This window comes from Mycobacterium kyogaense, from assembly GCF_036946525.1.
Classification (GTDB): Bacteria; Actinomycetota; Actinomycetes; order Mycobacteriales; family Mycobacteriaceae; genus Mycobacterium; species Mycobacterium kyogaense_A.
This window is the reverse complement of record NZ_JAQIIY010000006.1, coordinates 402,661-420,215: the sequence shown is the minus strand read 5'-3', so window position 1 is coordinate 420,215 and position 17,555 is coordinate 402,661. Positions and strand designations below refer to the sequence as shown.

Sequence of the window (17,555 nt, the reverse complement as noted above, 5' to 3'; positions counted from 1 at the left end):
CGGAACCTACGGCAGTCGACGCCTCGTCAGCAACCCTTCGGTGAGGTCGCGGCGTAGCTGTTCGACCATCGACCGTGCGCGCAGCGGTGGACTGTCCGAATGTGACTGCAGCGCAACGCCGGTGACGACGTCGGCCAGCGCGTCCACCGCCGACCACTCCGGTTCCCAACCGAGCTCACGGCGTGCGCGGGAACAGTCGAGCAGCGGGACGCTGAACGCCAGGTCCAGCCAGCCTCGGTCGATGGGCTGAAGCCCGGCCCGCCAGCTCAGATCGGTGAGCGTGCTCAGGATGCGTGACGGCACGTGAATCTGGAAGGAGCCCAACACCTGTGCGACTTCCGTGCGGGTGATCGCAGGTTCGGCGGCCAGATTGAACGGCCCGGTGGCCCGCCGTTCGAGCGCACGCAGGATCGCGGTGGCGACGTCGTCGGCGTGGATCAGCGGAATACACAGCCGGCGATCGAGGGGCAGCACCGGCAGCAGCGGAACGGCCAGCATCGGTACCCAGCCCGGCAACGCGTAGCGCATCAGCCCACTGGCTGCGTCACGTTGGACGATGAAACCCGGTCGCATGCGTGCGATCGGAATTCCATCGTCTCCGTGTTCGCGCTCGTAGTCGTTGATCAGTTCCTCGGCGGCCGACTTGTCGCGACTGTAGGGCGAGGACGGAATGCCCGAGGTGACCCATGATTCGTCCACAGGCCGGGTGTAGCGGCCTGCGGCGTAGGTGCCCACCGACGACATGTGGATGAGGTGGCCGATGGACACCTGGTGGGCAGCCTGCAGAACCGCCGACGTACCGCCGACGCCCAGCCGGGTCAAGTACTCCGTGTTGCGGGTCGGTTGGAACCCCCACGCGAGGTGCACGACCGCGTCGGCGCCTTTGAAGATCTGGATCAGCCGGTTCGCGGCGTCGGGTTCGACGAGGTCCAGATCGTGCCACTGCACGTGCTTATAGACGCCCTCTGCCTCGGGTGGGCGGCGTACGACGCCGACGATGTCCCACTCCGGTGCTTCGTCGGTCAGTCGCCGCAGCAGCGCGGTGCCGACGTTGCCGGACGCGCCGGTGATGACGACGCGCATCGGGTCACGCCGTCGCGGCGGGACTGTCCGGCACGGGCAGTGACTCGACGCTGGCCGACGACCGCGACCGCGCCCGGTGCCGCGCGATGACCAGAGCACCGGTCAGCAGTGTCGCGGTGAGCAGTGTGGGCACGAACAGGAACTGCGCCAGCGCGACCCTACGTTGGATTTTCAGGCCCGTACGGGCCGCGGACCGGGTCTTGCTGGTGACGCTCATGACTTCCTCCGGTTCGTGAGTGTGCGTCGGCCATACCCGAGTCGTCGCTCTCGCAAACTCCGTCGTCGTGCTCTGGCGGGTCGAACCTCACGTCTACACGCTGAAAACCCTTGGCCTGCTGGGCTTCCGCCTGACCGGCGTACATCTTGCGGTCGGCCTCGGTGAGTTCGACGTTGTCGGTGAAGGGGGTGAGCAGGGCGCGCGGGTGCAGCTTGTCGACGCGCACCGCGTTGATCTCCGCGCAGATCAGTAGCGTCGTCGACACCAGGTACAGGAACGCGAGCAGGCCGAGCACGATGGCGAACACGCTGTTGGTCGCGCTTGCCGAACTCAGCACGTGCGCGACGTAGGCGGCGCCGAACCACTGCAGCAGCTGCCAGAGCACCGCGGCAGTGATCGCCCCGGGCAGCACGTCGCGATAGCTCAGGGGGCGCACGGTGGTGACCCGGAATGCGGCGACGATGACCGCCGTGTTCAAGGCCAGCGACGCGAGCACCACCCCGGTGGTGCCCAGAAATCCCAGACCGGCCCAGGCCCGGCCGACGGCGGTCAGCACGGTCGTGGCGATCACCGCCGAGCCCAGCACGAACAGCAGCAACAGGCTGTACAGACGTGCACGGATCGGGTCCGGACGGGTGTACCGGGGTACCGCCCAGACGATGTTCATCGCGTTCTGCAGGGCGTTGCCGACGCCGAGCCCGCCGTAGAGCGCGCCCGCGACACCGATGATCACCGCGGTGGTGCCGCCGCTGAGCGCCTCAGGTTGGCTGAGCTGGTCACTGATCACCGGGAACTGGTCGATGGCGGCGTTGACGATCTGCTCGCGCCACTCCGGCCGGCCGGACAGCACGACGCCGAGCACCGTGGTCAGCAGCAGGAGCAGCGGAAACAGCGAGACGAACGCGTAGTAGGTGATGAGGGCGGCCAGGTATCCGGCCTGATCATCGACGTACTTGTAGACGACGGCGATCGTGAATCCGGCGGCTCGGCTGCGCTGTTGCAGGCGATCCAGCCACTTGACCATCGTGACCTCCCACGCCCGGTGCAGCTCAGAACGCAGCGGGGATACCCGCTCACCTGCGATGTCAAGCCCGCTGTCCGCGCGAGCGGCGCAGCCGTCGCCCGCGTCGGCGCACGTTCTCCTCGGCGGCAGTGTTCCTGTCGATGACCGTGGTGTCGCGCAGCGGCAACTGCAGGTCATCCTCGGCAGCGATTCCCGCCTGCAATTGGCGACCCCGCTCGAGTTCGGCGTCGACCTCGGCACCGAACAGCAGGGCGAGGTTGGTCAGCCACAGCCACAGCAGGAACACGATGACGCCGGCCAGCGTGCCGAACGTCTTGTTGTAGCTGCCGAAATTGGCGACGTAGAGACCGAACAGCAGCGACGCGACGATCCACGTGACGATCGCGATCGCCGCCCCGACGCTGATCCAGCGGAATTTCGGCTGCTTGACGTTGGGGCCGGTGTAGTACAGCGTCGCGACTCCGACCACGACGAGGACCAGCAGCACCGGCCACCGCGCGATGTTCCACACCGCCAGCCCGGTTTCTCCGATGCCCAACCGGGCGCCGAGAGTTTCCGCGACCGGTCCACTGACCGCGAGGAGGAACGCGGCCACGGCGACCACGATCAACCCCGCGAAGGTCAGCCCGAGCTGCTGCAGGCGCAGCTTCCATGCCGGCCGCCCCTCCTCCACCTCGTAGATCCGGTTCATGGCACGGCCGAAGGCGCCGACGTATCCGGATGCGGACCACAGCGCGCCGAGGATGCCGGCCACCAGCGTGAACCCGGCCGACGGCGCGTTGACGAGTTGTTCGAGAGGTTGGCGCAACACGTCGACCGCGGCACCCGGGCTGACGTCGTCGACGATCCCGAGGATCGTGTCCGCGGTGCGCTCACCCTGACCGAACACGCCGAGCAGCGACATGACCACCAGCAGGGCGGGAAACAGCGACAGCACCGCGTAGTAGGTCAGTGCCGCGGCGAGATCCATGCACTGGTCGCGGGTGAACTCACCGATGGTCTGCCGCAGCACATATCGCAACGACGGGCGGGTCAGCTCGGTCGGTGACTCGGGCTTGCCCGGGGCGTCGGGATCGGGGCGGGGTTCGTCGTCGGTGGCCGGTTTCTCGACCGCAGCGGGACGGTCGACGCGCGGCGGTACCGGTTGCGCAGGGGCGGCGAGCGTACGGGCGGGTTTCGAACCCTTCGTCAACACCCCGGTGGCGAGCCCGGCCAGAAACGCTCCGGCCAATGGCACCGGGTTGCGTCGTGGTCGAGGCGTCTGGAGCTGGCGCTGCATGGGCCACAAGGTGCCCCGCCGTGGTGGTGGCAAACGTGGCTTCGGAAGGACTCAGAAGGCGTACCGGATGCGGCACTCCGGCAGCGTCGTGCCGATCAATTCGGTCAGCTGGTCCACCCAGCGCCCCTTCCAGCCCGTCTTGTAGCGCACGTTCCACTGCCCGCTCTGGCTGCGCTTGACCTGTTGCAGATCCGGGCGCCACAGCAGGTCTTCGCCGCGCGGGTGCCAGCCGAGGTTGACCTCGTGCAAGCCCTCGTTGTGGGTCAGGAAGATGATCTCGGCCGCGAGCTGACTCCGGGTCTTCGCACTGGTGCCGTCTGCGACCTGCGTCAGCAGTTCGGCCCAGTCGGCCATCCAATTCTCGTGCACGATCACCGGGCTGAAGTTCACGTGCACCTCGTAGCCGGCATCCACGAAATCGTCGAGCGCGGCGATGCGGTCGGCGATCTTCGAGGTGCGCACGTCGACGATGCGCGAGGTGTCGGATGGCATCAGGCTGAAGCGGATCCGGGTGCCCCCACGAGGGTCGTAGGTCAGCAGGTCGGGGTTCACCAGCTTGGTGGCGAAGCTGGCTTTTGCGTTGGGCACACGGGCGAAGAGGTCGACGAGGTCGCGGACGTTGTCGGAGACCATCGCGTCGACGGAGCAATCGCTGTTCTCGCCGATGTCGTACACCCAGTCGGTCGGATCGCATTGATTGGGAACAGCTTTCGCGCCCTGCTTACGCGCGTGGCGCTCGAGGTAGCCGGTGATCTTCTCGATGTTGGCGAACACGGTGATCGGGTTGGCGTAGCCCTTGCGGCGTGGCACGTAGCAGTACGAGCACGCCATGGCGCAGCCATTGGACGTCGACGGAGCGATCCAGTCGCTCGATCGCTCGTTGCGGCGTGCGGTCAGGCTCTTCTTCTCGCCGAGCACCAGCACCTCGCGTTTGTTCCGCACCCAGTCCTCGACGTTGCCCTCGTTGCCGTAGAGACCGGGAATCGCCTGGTGGGAGAGCACCTCGATGCGCTCGGCGTCGGGAAAGCGGTCGAGCACCTGGCAGGCGCGGGGAAAGCGCTCGATGTCGGGCTCGTGATAGATGCGTTTGACGTCGAGCAGCCGGCCGGCCAGTGCTTCGGGAGTCCGGCGGGTCACGGAAACACAACGACGACGTGGCCGTGCGGGTTCCGGGTTTGTGCGGGACGTGGGCGGGCACCCCGCAAAAATGACGGAACCGAAGACCGACCCCTCCACAGGGGAGTTGTTGGGTCAGCTGTCGGCTCAGACGTCACGGCTGATCCGTGACGAGTTGCGGTTGGCACAGAAGGAGATGCAGGAATCTGCCAAGCACGCCGGAATGGGTGCCGGGCTGGCCGGCGCGGCGGGGGTCCTCGCGATCCTCGGCCTCGCCACCGTGATCGCGGCGGCGGTCGCCGCGTTGTCGTTGGCGCTCCCGGTGTGGGCGGCGGCCCTGATCGTGGCGGTCGTGGTGTTCGCCGTCGCGGGCATCGTCGCGCTGATCGGCAAGAAACAGGTGGAACAGGTACCCCCGCCCGCGGCGGTCGCGGTCGACAGTGTGAAAACCGACATCACGGAATTGAAGGCCCACACGAGAGGCGCGCACCATGGCACCACAGCCTGACCCGAGGCCCGAGCCGGGCCCGGACGCCGGCATCGACGAACTGCAGGCCGACATCGAGCGCACGCGTGCCGAGCTCGGCGAGACGGTGGGTGCGCTGACCGACAAGATGGACGTCAAGGGTCGCGCCCAGCAGAAGGTCGCGGACACGAAAGACGCAGTGGCGCAACGAAGTCACGACGCCATCGACACCGTGAAGACCAAGCCGGCAATCCCGGTCGGCGCAATCGTCGCACTCGTGGCGACGGTGGGTGTGCTGATCTGGTTGCGCCGCCGCAACTGACAGGTCAGTCGTCCTCGGTCAACTCCGGCGCGTTCTCTCTCGTGGCCATGCCGCCGTCGCGGCCGTGGTCGGCCGGCCCCGGCCGATCTTTCGGTTCCTGGTGGTCGTCCTGCTCTTTGGTCATCGCCTGCCCCTCCTGACCCCTTCAGGCTACGTCCGGGCGTACGCTGACCCACCGTGATCGACATCGCCCTGAGCGACATGCGGGACTGGTTCGGCTTCGGCGTGGCGGGCAACTTCGCCGGTCATCTGGAGCAGGCGGGCGAGGCGGTGGACTTCGTCAACGTGGCCAGCGAGGGCGAGGCACCCAAGGGCATCTTCCCGTGGTACGCACCGGGCTCCGACACCTTCCTCGGCGAGTTCCCGTTGTCGAACGACGCGATCCAACTGCCCGCAGAGTCCGACGGGCCGCTGAATCTCCAGATCGAGCCCGAGGTCGGGCTGGCCTGCCGGGTGGTGTGGCAGGGCGACACCGCGGTGACGCTGCAACCGTTTGCGTTGGGCGCGTTCAACGACTGCTCGATCCGGCGTCCCGGCGCGAAGAAGATCAGCCACAAGAAGAACTGGGGCCCCGCCTCGAAGGGGGTGTCGGGGTCGTTCTTCGAGATCAGCGACCTGACTCCCGACGGGCCGACCGCCACGCTGCGCCTGGTGTGCTTCCTGCATTCCGACGGCGAGGAGCACGCCTACGGCGTCGACAGCCCGGTGATCGGCTACTCGTACTACGGCGAGGTGCTGCTGGACTGGATCGTCGAACGTCTGGCCAACCAGAAGGGGTCCGAGGACACCCCGCTGGAGGACGTCGGCGCTCTGATGGTGGCCAGCGGCCGCCCCGAGAACGTGCTCATCGGGATCGGGGCCACGCGCTACACCGAACTGGGCGAGACCACGTTCCTGAAGTCCGGCGACGACGCGATCGTGCGCGTCTACGACACCGCCGACGACGCGGCGGCGGAGCTGCGCCAGACGGTGCAGTAACCCACGCGTCGAGCGGTCTTCTCCACCTCCTCGGATACCTCCCGGAATTTTTCGCGCGGTCAGCGACATTCATCCAAGTGTCGCCAGCGGGGCGGCCACGACGGAGGAGACCGACATGACCGACCAGCGCACCGTTCGACGGGCCCTCGTTCTCGGCGGTATCGGCGCTCTCGCGGCAGCCGGACTGGTCGGTCCCGGTATGGCGAGTGCGCATGCCGCGCAATCCTGTCCGGACGTCTCGGTGATCTTCGCGCGCGGTACCGCTGAGCCGGCTGGGCTCGGCCGGGTCGGGCAGGCATTCGTCGACGATCTCCGCAGTGAGCTCGGTGGCCGCAGCATCGACGCGAAGGCCGTGAATTACCCCGCCTCCTACGACTTCCTGCAGTCTGCCCCTGCCGGCGCCGATGATGCCAGCGCCCAGATCCAGGCCACCGCCGCCAGCTGCCCCGATACCCGCATCGTGGTGGGCGGGTATTCGCAGGGCGCGGCGGTGGTGGATCTGATCGCCGGTGATCCGGCCGCCACCTTCGGTTTCGGACGTCCGATGCCGGCTGCTGTGGCCGATCATGTCGCGGCTGTGGCGGTGTTCGGCAATCCGGCCGGACACATCGGCCTGAGCCTCGCGACTTCGAGCCCGCTGTACGGCGCCAAGACGATCGACCTCTGCAACGGGGCCGATCCGATCTGTTCGGCGGGCGATGACCGGCCCGCCCACAGCACCTACGTTCAGGCCGGCTTGGTTTCGCAGGCAGCCGATTTCGTCGCCGGGCGGGTGGCGAATTCCGCTCCCGCAGGCACCGTCGTCGACGCGTCGGGCACCATCGGCTGACAATCCCGCCCGCCGGAGCGGTGGTCGTGCCACAGTGCACTGTGGGCACCAGCGTGGCGGTCATCGGGGCAGGGCCTGGCGGCCTCGTGGCGGCGCGCTGGCTTGCCGCCGAGGGCTTCGATGTTCACCTGTTCGAGCAGGGCAGCTCCCTGGGCGGGCAATGGACGGGCGCCGCCGGCACCAGTGGTGTGTGGCCGGAGCTCTACACCAACACCAGTCGCATCCTCACCGCATTCAGCGACCTGCCCCACGACGGCGACCAGACGTTCCTGTCCGCGCCGGAAATCCTGCGCTATCTACACCGCTACGCCGAGATGTTCGCACTCGGTGGGCGAATCAGATTGCACACCAGAGTGATTCACGTGAAACACGACGGTGTTCGGTGGTCCGTCGAAACCCGAGACGGGGCCGAGGCATTCGACCGCGTCGTGATCGCCAGCGGGCGCTTTCAGACCCCCGCCCTGCCGCCGGTACCGGGCCTGTCCACTTTCGCAGGGTCGGAAGGAGTGCTGTCCACCTTCGACTACCGCGGCGTGGAACCGTACCGCGGGAAGCGCGTCCTGGTCGGCGGTTGCGCGGTCAGCGCTCTGGAGGTGGCCGCCGAACTCGTGCACGGCGGCGCGGCGGCGGTGACGGTGACCCAGCGGCGGCAGCGGTACGTGCTGCCGAAGTTCGCCGCCGGTGTCCCGTCCGACCATCGCATCTTCACCCGCTACGGCGCCCTGGCCGCCGAGCGCCTGCCCGCAACCGAGGTGGACCGTCAGCTCAAGACGATCGTCACCGAGGCTGGCGGCAGTCCCGAGCAATATGGTGCGCCCAGGCCCGACCCGTCGCTGTTCGCCGCCGGGGTCACCCTCAGCCAGCACTACCTGCCGCTCGTCGCCGAGGGGCGCATCGATGTCCGGTCCTGGCCGACGGCGGTGTCAGGTCGCGACGTCACCTTCGGCGACGGTGGCACCGAGCAGTTCGACGGCGTGCTCTTCGGCACCGGCTTTCGGCTGGACCTGCCATTTCTCGCCGACGAGATTCGCGCGACGCTCGGTCTGGACGACGTCCACCTGGAGGCCGACCGCTACACCTTCCATCCCGACCTGCCGGGTCTGGCGCTCGTCGGGATGTGGGATCAATCGGGGGGTTACTTCGTGCCGTTGGAACTGCAGGCGCGCTGGCTCGCCTACACCTGGTCCGGCCGGACACCCGCCGACCCGGCACAGCAGCGCGCAGCCATCGAGACGTACCGAGCGCGCAGAGGACTGCCGCAGAAGACCCGCATGAACCTCGCGGCCGTCGGCTTCGCCCGCGCCGCGGGCTGTGAACCGCAGCTCGATCGCTGGCCCGATCTGCGGAGGGCACTGCTGTTCGGTCCGCTCGCGCCGAGTAGTTTCCGGCTCGACGGTCCTGACGCCCTCCCCGGTGCCGCCGACGAATTCGCCCGTGCGGCAGCAGCCTTCGGGGCGATCACCTCGCCGGAGTTCACCGACCGCGAACAATCTGACTGGGACCTGCTGCAGAATCACTGAAGACACTGCCCGCCCCATTAGCATTGCTGAGGTGGAGCAGGTGGACACCGGCCATTTGGCGGCCCTGGCGGCGGTGGTCGAGCACGGCAGCTTCGACGCGGCCGCCGCTCACCTGCATGTCACCCCGTCGGCGATCAGCCAGCGCATCAAATCCCTGGAACAGCGCACCGGCCAGGTCCTCGTCGTCCGCGAAAAGCCCTGTGTGGCAACGCCTGCAGGAGCCCCGCTGCTGAGGCTGGCGGCGCAGACCGCACTGCTGCAGGCCGAGGCTCTAGCGGAAATGCGCGGCGGGTCAGCCGAACGGACCCGTATCGCGCTGGCGGTCAACGCCGATTCGATGGCGACCTGGTTCACCGGTGTCTTCGCCCGGCTCACCGACGCGCTGCTCGACGTCCGCATCGAGGATCAGGATCTATCCGCACGGCTGCTCCGCGAAGGCGTGGTCATGGGCGCGGTGACCACCGAGAGCGCCGCGGTGCCCGGCTGCCGGGTTCAGCCTCTCGGCATCATGCGGTACCGGCCGGTCGCCACCGAGGCGTTCGTCGCGCGTCATCTGCCGGACGGTTTCACCGCCGAGGCCGCCGCGCAGGCACCGTCGCTGGCGTGGAACCGGGACGACGCACTGCAGGACCAGTTGGTGCGTCAGGTCTTCCATGCCGACGTGCGCCGCCCCGTGCACTACGTGGCGACCGCGGCGGGATTCGGCGCGGCCGTGCACGCCGGGCTGGGCTGGGGGATGTACCCCGAGCAGCTGATCGACTCGTCGTTCGTGCGCATCAGCGACGAACACCTCGATGTCCCGCTGTACTGGCAGTGCTGGAAGCTCGACAGCGCCACGGTCGCGCTGGTGACCGATGCGGTGAAGTCGGCGGCGACGGGCCTGCTGCCGCCGCGATAGGCCGTCCGGGGACAATCGTGGCCATGGATGCGCCGGTTCGGGTTCGGATCCTCGGCGTCGGGATGGGGCCATCGCAGGTGACGTGCGAGGTCGCCGGGGCGCTGAGGTCGGTCGACTACGTGCTGGCCGCCGACAAGGCCGACCCCACGGGTGACGAGGACCCCCTGCTCGGCCTGCGCCGCGCCGTCGTCGAGGCATTTCCCGGACCCGGCGGTCCCGCCGAGGTCATCGCGATCACCGACCCCCCGCGTGATCGCTCGGCCCGGCTCAGTGCCCGCCAGTACGAATCCGCCGTCGCCGATTGGCACACCGCGCGCGCCCACCGCTACGCCGATGTGCTGCGCCGCCGCGGCGGGACCGCCGCATTCCTCGTGTGGGGCGATCCGTCGCTCTACGACTCGACCATCCGCATCGTCGAACACGTGCGGAGTCTCGGCGTCGCGCTCGACTACGACGTGCTGCCCGGCGTGAGCGCACCGGCACTGCTGGCCGCGCGCCACCGCATGGTTCTGCACCAGGTCGGCCGCTCCGTGCACGTCACCACCGGACGACACCTGCAGGAGGCCGTCGCCGCGGGACTCGACAACATCGTCGCCATGCTGAACCCGCCACCGCAGCGCCTCGACTTCACCGGGCTGGACGACTGGACCATGTGGTGGGGCGCCAATCTCGGCGCACCGGGGGAGCAGCTGCTGTCGGGCCGGGCAGGTGACGTCGTCCCGCGGCTCGCCGACGCCCGCGCGGCCGCAACGGATATCGACGGCTGGGTGATGGACCTGTTCCTGGTGAGGCGCACCTGATGGCTGGTCTGCTCATCGCCGGCACCACGAGCGACGCGGGCAAGACGCTGGTCACCACCGGGCTGTGCCGGGCGCTCGCTCGACGTGGCGTCAGGGTCGCCCCGTACAAGGCGCAGAACATGTCGAACAACTCGATGGTCGCCGACAGATATGTGGAAATCGGCCGGGCGCAATGGATTCAAGCCCTGGCAGCGAGGGTCACCCCCGAGCCCGCGATGAATCCCGTACTCCTCAAGCCGGGCAGCGACCGACGCAGCCACGTCGTCCTGATGGGCCGACCGTGGGGTGAGGTGTCGTCGTCCGATTGGCTGGAGGGGCGGCGAGCACTCGCGAGTGCCGCCCATGACGCCTACGACGACCTGGCATCCCGCTACGACGTCATTGTCGCCGAGGGCGCCGGCAGCCCCACCGAGATCAATCTGCGCGCAGGTGATTACGTCAACATGGGGTTGGCCCGCCACGCAGGTATGGCCACCGTGGTGGTCGGCGACATCGACCGCGGCGGGGTGTTCGCGGCGTTCCTGGGGACGGTGGCGTTCCTCTCGCCTGAGGATCAGGCGCTGGTTGCGGGCTTCGTCGTGAACAAGTTCCGCGGCGACATCGCGCTGCTGCGGCCCGGCCTACAATCCCTCGAAAGATCAACGGGCAGAGCGGTGTACGGAACTCTCCCCTGGCAACCCGACGTGTGGCTGGACTCCGAGGACGCGCTGGATCTGTCCGCGGTCCGCCGCCCCCAACCCGGGGCTCGCCGGGTGGCCGTGATCCGGTTGCCGAGGATCAGCAACTTCACCGACGTCGACGCGCTGCGGCTGGAGCCCGAGCTCGACGTGGTGTTCGCCTCCCACCCCAGCGCCCTGGCCGACGCGGACTTGATCGTGTTACCCGGCACCCGCGCCACCATCGCCGACATGGCGTGGCTGCGCTCGCGCGGACTGGCCGACGCGGTGATCGCGCACGCCGCGACGGGTCGTCCACTGCTCGGCATCTGCGGCGGATTCCAGATGCTCGGCCGGGTGGTGCGCGACCCCGCGGGTGTGGAAGGCGAGGCGACAGAAGTGCCCGGGCTCGGCCTGCTCGATGTCGAGACCGATTTCGTCGCCGAGAAGACGCTGCGGCTACCGCACGGAACCTGGCTCGGCACAACGGCATCAGGCTACGAGATCCACCACGGGCGCGTCACGGTGTCCGACGCCGTCGACGACTTCCTCGCCGGTGCTCGCCGTGGCCAGGTGTTCGGGACGATGTGGCACGGCGCGCTCGAGGGTGACGCGCTGCGCAGTCGGTTCCTCCGCGAGACGCTGGGCCTCGAGCCCTCGGGTGTGTCGTTCACCGAGGCACGGGAGAGCCGGCTCGACCGCCTGGGTGACATGGTCGAGGAGCATCTCGCCGTCGATGCGTTGCTCGATCTGGCGCACCGTGGCGCGCCGGCCGGTCTGCCCTTCCTGCCGCCGGGGGCGCCGTGAAAGTCCTTCTGCTGGGTGGCACGGGGGAGGCCAGAGCTCTGGCGGAGATCTTGGCGACCACCGATGAGGTCACCACCTCCCTGGCGGGTCGGGTCGCCGATCCCCGCCTGCCGGTCGGCCGGGTCCGCATCGGGGGTTTCGGGGGAGTCGACGGATTGTCCTCTGCCCTGGCACAATTCGATGTCGTCGTCGACGCGACCCACCCGTTCGCGAAGACGATCTCGGCCAACGCCGTGACAGCGTGTGCGCTGCGCGGTGTGCCGCTGCTGCGGTTCGAGCGGCCGGGGTGGGCGGACCGCACCCGTGACTCGTGGCACTGGACGCCGTCGCACGACGACGCCGCGGCGGTGGCCGCCCGGCTCGGCCGGCGACCGTTCCTCACAGTGGGTCGGCAGGAGATCGCCCGGTTCATCCCCGTGCTGCGCGACCACGCCACGCTCGCCCGTGTGGTGCAGGTTCCCGACGGACCGGTGCCGCCGAGTTGGCGGGTGGTGACCAGCCGTGGTCCCTACGCGCTCGCCGGCGAACTGGAGTTAATGCGCGAACACGCCGCAGATGTGCTGATCACCAAGGATTCCGGAGGTGACTTCACCTGGCCGAAGATGGAGGCCGCCGAGCAACTCGGCATCCCCGTCGTCCTCGTCGCGCGCCCGGCCCGCACCGCCGACGTCCCCACCGTCTCCGATATCGACGACGCGGTCGCCTGGGTCCGCGCGCTCTCTACGATGAGCCGGTGAGGATTCTCGTCACCGGCGGTGTCCGCTCGGGCAAGTCCCGGCACGCCGAGGAACTTCTCGCCGACGCCGGCGCGGTCACCTACATCGCTCCCGGGCGCCCCGCGGACGGGCAGGACACCGACTGGGATGCGCGCGTCGCCACGCACCGCGCCCGCCGGCCGGCGCACTGGTCGACGATCGAGACCGCCGATCCGGTCACCGCTCTCATCGCCGCGCACGGGCCTTTCCTCCTCGACTGCCTGAGCACCTGGGTGGTCGCCGTCGTCGACGAATCCGAACTGTGGGAGGCGGATTCGGCGCGTGTCCACGACGTCGTCGGCGCCCGTACCGACGCGCTCTGCGAGGCGTTGGCGCACACCCCCGACGCCGTGGTGGTGACCAACGAGGTGGGGTTGGGTGTCGTGCCTGCGCACCGCTCCGGGGTGTTGTTCCGGGACCTGCTGGGCATGGTGAACCAGCGCGTCGCGACGGTGTGCGACGAGGTGCACCTCGTCATCGCGGGCCGGGTGCTTCGTCTCTAGGGTGGCTGTAGAGACGTCAGCGCACTCGGTAGCGCTCCTCGTGCACGACAGAGTCGAGGGAACTGCGTGCCCGCCACCCGAAGCGTTCCAGGTCGGGCACCTCGGGCACGTCGGCCACGGTCCCGACGCACAGCCACGCGACGGGCCGCACGTGTGCCGGCATCCCGACCAGATCCCGCAGGAAGTCCTCGCGGTAGAACGACACCCAGCCGACGCCGAGGCCCTCGACAGTCGCTGCGAGCCAGAGGTTCTGGATCGCGCACACCACGGAGTAGAGCCCGGCATCGGGGATGGCGTGACGGCCGAGGACCTGCGATCCGCCACGGGTGGGGTCGTAACCGACAACGACACCGAGCCCGGATTCGCAGATCCCCTCTATGGTGATGCGTGAAAACGTCTCGGCACGTTCGCCTGTCAGCGTCGAGGCGAAGATCTCACGCTCGGCGCCGACGTGGTCCCGGAACGCGCCCAGGGTCTGCGGCGAGCGCACCAGTACGAAGTCCCAGGGCTGGCTCATGCCGACCGACGGGGCGGCGTGCGCGGCCAAAAGTACGCGTTCGAGGACATCGTCGGGCACCGGGTCGCCGGTGAACTCGCGGCGGGTGTCGCGGCGCCGGCGGATCACGTCGTACAGATCGGTCACGGTCGCACCGACCGATCCCGGGCCGGGTCGTAGAGATGGCTCTCGCCGGCGCAGGGGTCAGCGCGATCGGCCAGCGCGCGACCCACGAGAATGACTGCGGCGTAGCGGAATCCGGCATCCTGCACGGCGTCGGCGATGTCGGACACCGTGCCGCGCAGCACCACCTCCTCCGGCTGGGATGCCCGGTACACCACGACGACCGGGCAGTCCGCTCCGTAGTCGGACACCAGTTCGGCCATCAGCTCCCGGATGCGGGTGACAGCCAGATGCAGCACCAACGTGGCGCGGGTGGCGGCGAACGCGGCGAGCGTTTCGGTGTCGGGCATCGCGGTGGACCGCTGCTGGGTGCGGGTCAGGACCACAGACTGCGCGACGAGCGGCACCGTGAGCTCGCGCCCGACGCGGGCGGCGGCCGCCGCGTAGGCGGGCACGCCGGGGGTGACCACCCACGGCACGTCCGCCGCGTCCAGCCGGCGGGTCTGTTCGGACAGCGCGGAGTACACCGACGGATCGCCCGACACCAGCCGCACGACACGGCGACCGGCCCGGTGAGCGACGACGATGGCCTCGACGATGCGGTCCAGATCGAGGTCGGCGGTGTCGACGAGTTCGGCGGACGGAGAGCAGTGCGCGAGCACCTCGGGATCGAGATAGCTACCCGGGTAGAGGACGACGTCGGCGTCGGCCAGCAGGCGCGTGGCCCGCACCGTCAGCAGGTCGGCGGCACCCGGGCCGGCACCGACGAACTGCACTGCCCGGTCGTCATCCATCGACCCGAAGTGTAGGGCAGGGCTCCTCGGCCGCCGGCTCCTCCAAGCCGCCGACACGTCCGGTGGCGCGGACGGCCAGCGGGCTCAGGGCCGCGGCGATCCCGAACAGCGTCGCCGCCACCACGGCACCGGTAGCGCCGTGCGCATCGGTCGCCGCGCCGGCCACAGCGGTGCCCAGCGCGGCACCGATCAGGGCGCCGCTGTGCAGCCAGCCGAATGCCTCGGTGGCCACGTCGTCGTCGACGTCCTGCGACACCATGAAGTACAGCGCCGACATCGCCGGCGCGAACCCCATGCCGGAGACGAACAGGGCGCACATCTGCAGGGCCAGGCTGTGGGTCAGACCGAAGGACACCGTGCCCACCACGACGACGGTGAGGGCGGCGACGACGCCGGGCAGGCCCAGCCGGCGGTGTCCGAAGGTCAGGCCGCCCAGGACGGACCCGACGCTGGCCAGCGCGATGGCGACGCCCGCGGTCAGGCCGGTGTTGCCCAGCTCGGCCACCACCCCGACCTCGAGCGCGGTGAACGAGCCCACGAGAGCACCCCCGGCGACCATGGCGAGCAGCACGCTACGGCGCATCAGGACCCGCCCGCGACCGCGGCCACGCGGGCCCGAGCGCGGACGCAGCCCCCGCGCGCTGGCCAGGAACCAGGCCGTGCCCGCCACGGTGATCGCGGCGGAGGCGATCAGCGGCATCGCTGTGGAGACCAGCGTCGAGAGCCCCATCGCCGCCACAGGACCGATGACCCAGATCATCTCCTGGGCCGTGGTGTCGAGCGCGAAGAGCGCGCGCACGCCGTCGCGCGGCAGCATCTGCGGGTAGAGGGCGCGGACCACCGGCATGAGCGGCGGCACCGAGGCCCCCACGAGCAGGCCGAGGGCCATCAGCGGCACGCCGGAGACCGTCGCGGCGGCGAGCCCGAGCATGCTCGCACCGTTGACCGCGGCACAGATGACCAGCGTCGCCGTCGTCCTGTCACCGCGGCCCGCCAGCCGGGACGTCAGCGGCATGGCGACCGCCTCGCCCACGGTCAGGCAGGCGACCACCACACCCGCGGTGGCATACGAACCGGTGCGGTGTTCGACGTGCACGAGGACCGCGAGAGAGAGCATGCCCAGGGGCAGCCGCGCGAACAACTGCGCCGCCGTGATGTTCGGGACGCGGGGTACGCGGAACAGTTCCCGGTAGATCCCCATGCGCGAACTGTACCGTCCAGACGGTTTAGTAATCCACCAGGTTTTAGGCTGGCCACATGTCCTCGCGTGAACGCATCCTCGATGCCTACGCACAGCTGCTGGCAGAAGAGGGGGAGCGGTTCGCCACCGTGGACGCGGTGGCGGCGCGTGCCGGGGTGTCAAAGGGCGGGGTGCTCTACCACTTCCCCTCGAAGGACCATCTGGCCGGCGCGGTCTGCGACCGGCTGGAGACGCTGGCTGCCGAGGACGCTCTTCAGATGCGGACCGCGCCGGAGGGGCCGGCCCGCTACTACGTGCGGTCGTCCCACTACGCGGGCACTCCACTCGATCGGATTCTGGTCGCGGCGTCCCGGCTGCGGCAGGCGGGAGACGCCCGCGCCCGTGCCGCAATCGAGTCAGCGGCCGCGGAGTGGTTGTCGATCCTGCACGAGGCAATCGGGGACCTCGGTACGGCACGGGCGGTCAAGCTGATCGGTGACGGCCTGTATTACAACGCGCTGCACCGAGCGCTCGGCGGACACCTCGTCGCCTCCGATGCAGACGAGGAACTGCTCTCGGCGATCGACCGCATGATCGCCGCCGCCCCGCGCGTCAGGTGAGGGCGAACCGTCCCGCGAAGCCCCGCAGGGGCAGGTCGGCGCTGGTGAGGATTCCCGGGGGAGCTGCGACGACGGCCTTGATGGCATTGATCGCGGGCATCCCCGTCACCGTCATGCCGATGGAGGCGAAATTGTCAGGGTTCGACAGGTCGACACCGGGCTTCGGGAAGATCATGTGCTTGTTGTAGATACACGGATCGCCCTTGATCTGAGTGATGTAGCAGCCCTTGATGTCCCAACTGGGATCGGTGTGGGGCGTCATCTGCCACTCGAGATGCGTTTCCACACGGGGGATTCCGTCGACGGTCCCGATGTACTTTATGTAACTGCCGCCCACTGAGCCCTTGGGTAACCGGTACCACCCCAGGTCGACGTCCTTGGTGCATGCGCCCAGTTCGAACTCGAACCGAACCTCGTCGAGTTCCAACCCGAAGCAGTCCGCCATCATGTACACGGAGTCGGCGAACACCTCGGTGTACTTGCGCAACTTGCCCGGGATGCTCGGATCGTCCACGGGCAGGCCGTAACCGACCTCGATCCACGTGTCCCTGCTGTGGTGGCAGGAGACGTCGACGGACTCGAGGGTGACGATGTTCTCGATCTCGGCGACGTCGGCCGAGACGACGACACCGAGGATCTGGTTCAGCCCGGGGTTCATTCCCGTGCCGTAGAACGTCGATCCGCCCCTGGCGCACGCCTCCGACAGAAGCTCGGTGACCCTCTTACCCGAGTGATGGGGATGATTGGTGTCCCGGTGGTACCCGGTGATCCAGTCCGCTGTGGTGACGATGTCGATGCCGGCCTCGAGCACTCGGACGTAGAGGTCCTCGTCAGGGAACACGCCGTGAAAGGTCACGACATCGGGTGCCGCAGCGATGATCTCGTCGACCGTGCCGGTCGCGATGACCCCGTTCGGTGCCAGACCTGCGAGCTCGCCGGTATCCTTGCCCACCTTCTCCGGCGAGTAGCAGTGCACCCCGATCAGGTCGAGATCCGGCTGGGTGGCGATGCGCTTGATCATCTCCGATCCGACGTTGCCGGTGGCGACCTGGAACACGCGAATCGGTGTGTGGCTCGTCATCGTCTGGG

General features: G+C 68.9%; 20 protein-coding genes. 11 read left to right on the top strand and 9 right to left on the bottom strand.

Going from position 1 to position 17,555, the window contains the following annotated elements; all coding sequences use genetic code 11:
• Nucleotides 1-6: 6 nt before the first annotated feature.
• The 5 genes from PGN37_RS04165 to PGN37_RS04145 form a co-directional block, all read right to left on the bottom strand.
• On the bottom strand, nucleotides 7-1,083 hold the full coding sequence (locus PGN37_RS04165) for an NAD-dependent epimerase/dehydratase family protein (protein WP_335329749.1): 1,077 nt from the start codon (nucleotides 1,081-1,083) through the stop codon (nucleotides 7-9).
• Nucleotides 1,084-1,087: 4 nt separating this feature from the next.
• Nucleotides 1,088-1,300 carry a hypothetical protein gene (locus PGN37_RS04160; RefSeq protein WP_335329748.1) on the bottom strand — a complete coding sequence of 71 codons (213 nt, stop codon included), beginning with the start codon at nucleotides 1,298-1,300 and terminating at the stop codon, nucleotides 1,088-1,090.
• A complete protein-coding gene (locus PGN37_RS04155; RefSeq protein ID WP_335329747.1) occupies nucleotides 1,242-2,324 on the bottom strand; it encodes a YihY/virulence factor BrkB family protein in 1,083 nt (360 codons plus the stop codon). Before PGN37_RS04155 ends, PGN37_RS04160 begins: the two co-directional genes overlap by 59 nt.
• A gap of 61 nt (nucleotides 2,325-2,385) precedes the next feature.
• A complete protein-coding gene (locus PGN37_RS04150) occupies nucleotides 2,386-3,603 on the bottom strand; it encodes a YihY/virulence factor BrkB family protein (protein WP_335329746.1) in 1,218 nt (405 codons plus the stop codon).
• A gap of 51 nt (nucleotides 3,604-3,654) precedes the next feature.
• The gene (locus PGN37_RS04145; RefSeq protein ID WP_335329745.1) at nucleotides 3,655-4,740 is read right to left on the bottom strand and encodes a spore photoproduct lyase family protein; all 1,086 of its coding nucleotides are present in this window, start codon (nucleotides 4,738-4,740) and stop codon (nucleotides 3,655-3,657) included.
• Between the two features lie 70 nt (nucleotides 4,741-4,810).
• Here PGN37_RS04145 and PGN37_RS04140 point away from each other — a divergent pair, with 70 nt between their 5' ends.
• The 10 genes from PGN37_RS04140 (at nucleotide 4,811) to PGN37_RS04095 (ending at nucleotide 13,253) form a co-directional block, all read left to right on the top strand.
• Nucleotides 4,811-5,227 carry a phage holin family protein gene (locus PGN37_RS04140; protein ID WP_335329744.1) on the top strand — a complete coding sequence of 139 codons (417 nt, stop codon included), beginning with the start codon at nucleotides 4,811-4,813 and terminating at the stop codon, nucleotides 5,225-5,227.
• On the top strand, nucleotides 5,211-5,507 hold the full coding sequence (locus tag PGN37_RS04135; protein ID WP_335329743.1) for a DUF3618 domain-containing protein: 297 nt from the start codon (nucleotides 5,211-5,213) through the stop codon (nucleotides 5,505-5,507). Before PGN37_RS04140 ends, PGN37_RS04135 begins: the two co-directional genes overlap by 17 nt.
• 177 nt (nucleotides 5,508-5,684) lie before the next feature.
• Complete coding sequence (locus PGN37_RS04130) at nucleotides 5,685-6,485, top strand: DUF5718 family protein (RefSeq protein WP_335329742.1); 801 nt, start codon at nucleotides 5,685-5,687, stop codon at nucleotides 6,483-6,485.
• 115 nt (nucleotides 6,486-6,600) lie between these two features.
• The gene (locus PGN37_RS04125; protein ID WP_335329741.1) at nucleotides 6,601-7,314 is read left to right on the top strand and encodes a cutinase family protein; all 714 of its coding nucleotides are present in this window, start codon (nucleotides 6,601-6,603) and stop codon (nucleotides 7,312-7,314) included.
• A gap of 41 nt (nucleotides 7,315-7,355) precedes the next feature.
• On the top strand, nucleotides 7,356-8,834 hold the full coding sequence (locus PGN37_RS04120) for a flavin-containing monooxygenase (RefSeq protein WP_335329740.1): 1,479 nt from the start codon (nucleotides 7,356-7,358) through the stop codon (nucleotides 8,832-8,834).
• A gap of 31 nt (nucleotides 8,835-8,865) precedes the next feature.
• On the top strand, nucleotides 8,866-9,732 hold the full coding sequence (locus tag PGN37_RS04115) for a LysR family transcriptional regulator ArgP (RefSeq protein WP_335329739.1): 867 nt from the start codon (nucleotides 8,866-8,868) through the stop codon (nucleotides 9,730-9,732).
• A 23-nt stretch (nucleotides 9,733-9,755) separates the two neighbouring features.
• Nucleotides 9,756-10,532: a precorrin-6A synthase (deacetylating) gene (gene cobF, locus PGN37_RS04110; protein ID WP_335329738.1), complete on the top strand. Its 777-nt coding sequence runs from the start codon at nucleotides 9,756-9,758 to the stop codon at nucleotides 10,530-10,532.
• Nucleotides 10,532-11,995, top strand: a complete 1,464-nt coding sequence (locus tag PGN37_RS04105) for a cobyric acid synthase (protein ID WP_335329737.1) — start codon at nucleotides 10,532-10,534, stop codon at nucleotides 11,993-11,995. Before cobF ends, PGN37_RS04105 begins: the two co-directional genes overlap by 1 nt.
• Complete coding sequence (locus PGN37_RS04100; RefSeq protein ID WP_335329736.1) at nucleotides 11,992-12,732, top strand: cobalt-precorrin-6A reductase; 741 nt, start codon at nucleotides 11,992-11,994, stop codon at nucleotides 12,730-12,732. Before PGN37_RS04105 ends, PGN37_RS04100 begins: the two co-directional genes overlap by 4 nt.
• Nucleotides 12,729-13,253, top strand: coding sequence for a bifunctional adenosylcobinamide kinase/adenosylcobinamide-phosphate guanylyltransferase (locus PGN37_RS04095; protein ID WP_335329735.1), 525 nt, complete (start codon nucleotides 12,729-12,731; stop codon nucleotides 13,251-13,253). Before PGN37_RS04100 ends, PGN37_RS04095 begins: the two co-directional genes overlap by 4 nt.
• 16 nt (nucleotides 13,254-13,269) lie before the next feature.
• Here the strand turns inward: PGN37_RS04095 and bluB are convergent, their stop codons facing one another.
• From bluB to PGN37_RS04080, 3 genes are read right to left on the bottom strand one after another with little or no spacing between them, the layout of a single operon-like run.
• Entirely contained in the window at nucleotides 13,270-13,887 is a 618-nt protein-coding gene (gene bluB, locus PGN37_RS04090; protein ID WP_442932843.1) for a 5,6-dimethylbenzimidazole synthase, read from the bottom strand.
• 5 nt (nucleotides 13,888-13,892) lie between these two features.
• The gene (gene cobM, locus PGN37_RS04085) at nucleotides 13,893-14,666 is read right to left on the bottom strand and encodes a precorrin-4 C(11)-methyltransferase (RefSeq protein ID WP_335329733.1); all 774 of its coding nucleotides are present in this window, start codon (nucleotides 14,664-14,666) and stop codon (nucleotides 13,893-13,895) included.
• Nucleotides 14,659-15,867: an MFS transporter gene (locus tag PGN37_RS04080; RefSeq protein ID WP_335329732.1), complete on the bottom strand. Its 1,209-nt coding sequence runs from the start codon at nucleotides 15,865-15,867 to the stop codon at nucleotides 14,659-14,661. Before PGN37_RS04080 ends, cobM begins: the two co-directional genes overlap by 8 nt.
• A gap of 56 nt (nucleotides 15,868-15,923) precedes the next feature.
• On the opposite strand from PGN37_RS04080, the gene PGN37_RS04075 reads away from it, so the two are divergent.
• Nucleotides 15,924-16,466 (top strand): helix-turn-helix domain-containing protein, encoded by a 543-nt coding sequence (locus PGN37_RS04075; RefSeq protein WP_335329731.1) that lies wholly within the window; start codon nucleotides 15,924-15,926, stop codon nucleotides 16,464-16,466.
• Here the strand turns inward: PGN37_RS04075 and PGN37_RS04070 are convergent.
• Nucleotides 16,459-17,547: an NAD(P)H-dependent amine dehydrogenase family protein gene (locus PGN37_RS04070; protein WP_335329730.1), complete on the bottom strand. Its 1,089-nt coding sequence runs from the start codon at nucleotides 17,545-17,547 to the stop codon at nucleotides 16,459-16,461. The genes PGN37_RS04075 and PGN37_RS04070 overlap by 8 nt on opposite strands.
• Nucleotides 17,548-17,555 lie beyond the last annotated feature (8 nt).

Coding starts and splice junctions, on each gene's coding strand:
- PGN37_RS04165 (WP_335329749.1), bottom strand. CDS start 1,083: ATGCGCGTCGTCATCACCGGCGCGTCCGGCAACGTCGGCACCGCGCTG.
- PGN37_RS04075 (WP_335329731.1), top strand. CDS start 15,924: ATGTCCTCGCGTGAACGCATCCTCGATGCCTACGCACAGCTGCTGGCA.
- PGN37_RS04160 (WP_335329748.1), bottom strand. CDS start 1,300: ATGAGCGTCACCAGCAAGACCCGGTCCGCGGCCCGTACGGGCCTGAAA.
- cobF (WP_335329738.1), top strand. CDS start 9,756: ATGGATGCGCCGGTTCGGGTTCGGATCCTCGGCGTCGGGATGGGGCCA.
- PGN37_RS04125 (WP_335329741.1), top strand. CDS start 6,601: ATGACCGACCAGCGCACCGTTCGACGGGCCCTCGTTCTCGGCGGTATC.
- PGN37_RS04135 (WP_335329743.1), top strand. CDS start 5,211: ATGGCACCACAGCCTGACCCGAGGCCCGAGCCGGGCCCGGACGCCGGC.
- PGN37_RS04105 (WP_335329737.1), top strand. CDS start 10,532: ATGGCTGGTCTGCTCATCGCCGGCACCACGAGCGACGCGGGCAAGACG.
- PGN37_RS04150 (WP_335329746.1), bottom strand. CDS start 3,603: ATGCAGCGCCAGCTCCAGACGCCTCGACCACGACGCAACCCGGTGCCA.
- PGN37_RS04070 (WP_335329730.1), bottom strand. CDS start 17,547: ATGACGAGCCACACACCGATTCGCGTGTTCCAGGTCGCCACCGGCAAC.
- PGN37_RS04080 (WP_335329732.1), bottom strand. CDS start 15,867: ATGGGGATCTACCGGGAACTGTTCCGCGTACCCCGCGTCCCGAACATC.
- PGN37_RS04140 (WP_335329744.1), top strand. CDS start 4,811: ATGACGGAACCGAAGACCGACCCCTCCACAGGGGAGTTGTTGGGTCAG.
- cobM (WP_335329733.1), bottom strand. CDS start 14,666: ATGGATGACGACCGGGCAGTGCAGTTCGTCGGTGCCGGCCCGGGTGCC.
- PGN37_RS04155 (WP_335329747.1), bottom strand. CDS start 2,324: ATGGTCAAGTGGCTGGATCGCCTGCAACAGCGCAGCCGAGCCGCCGGA.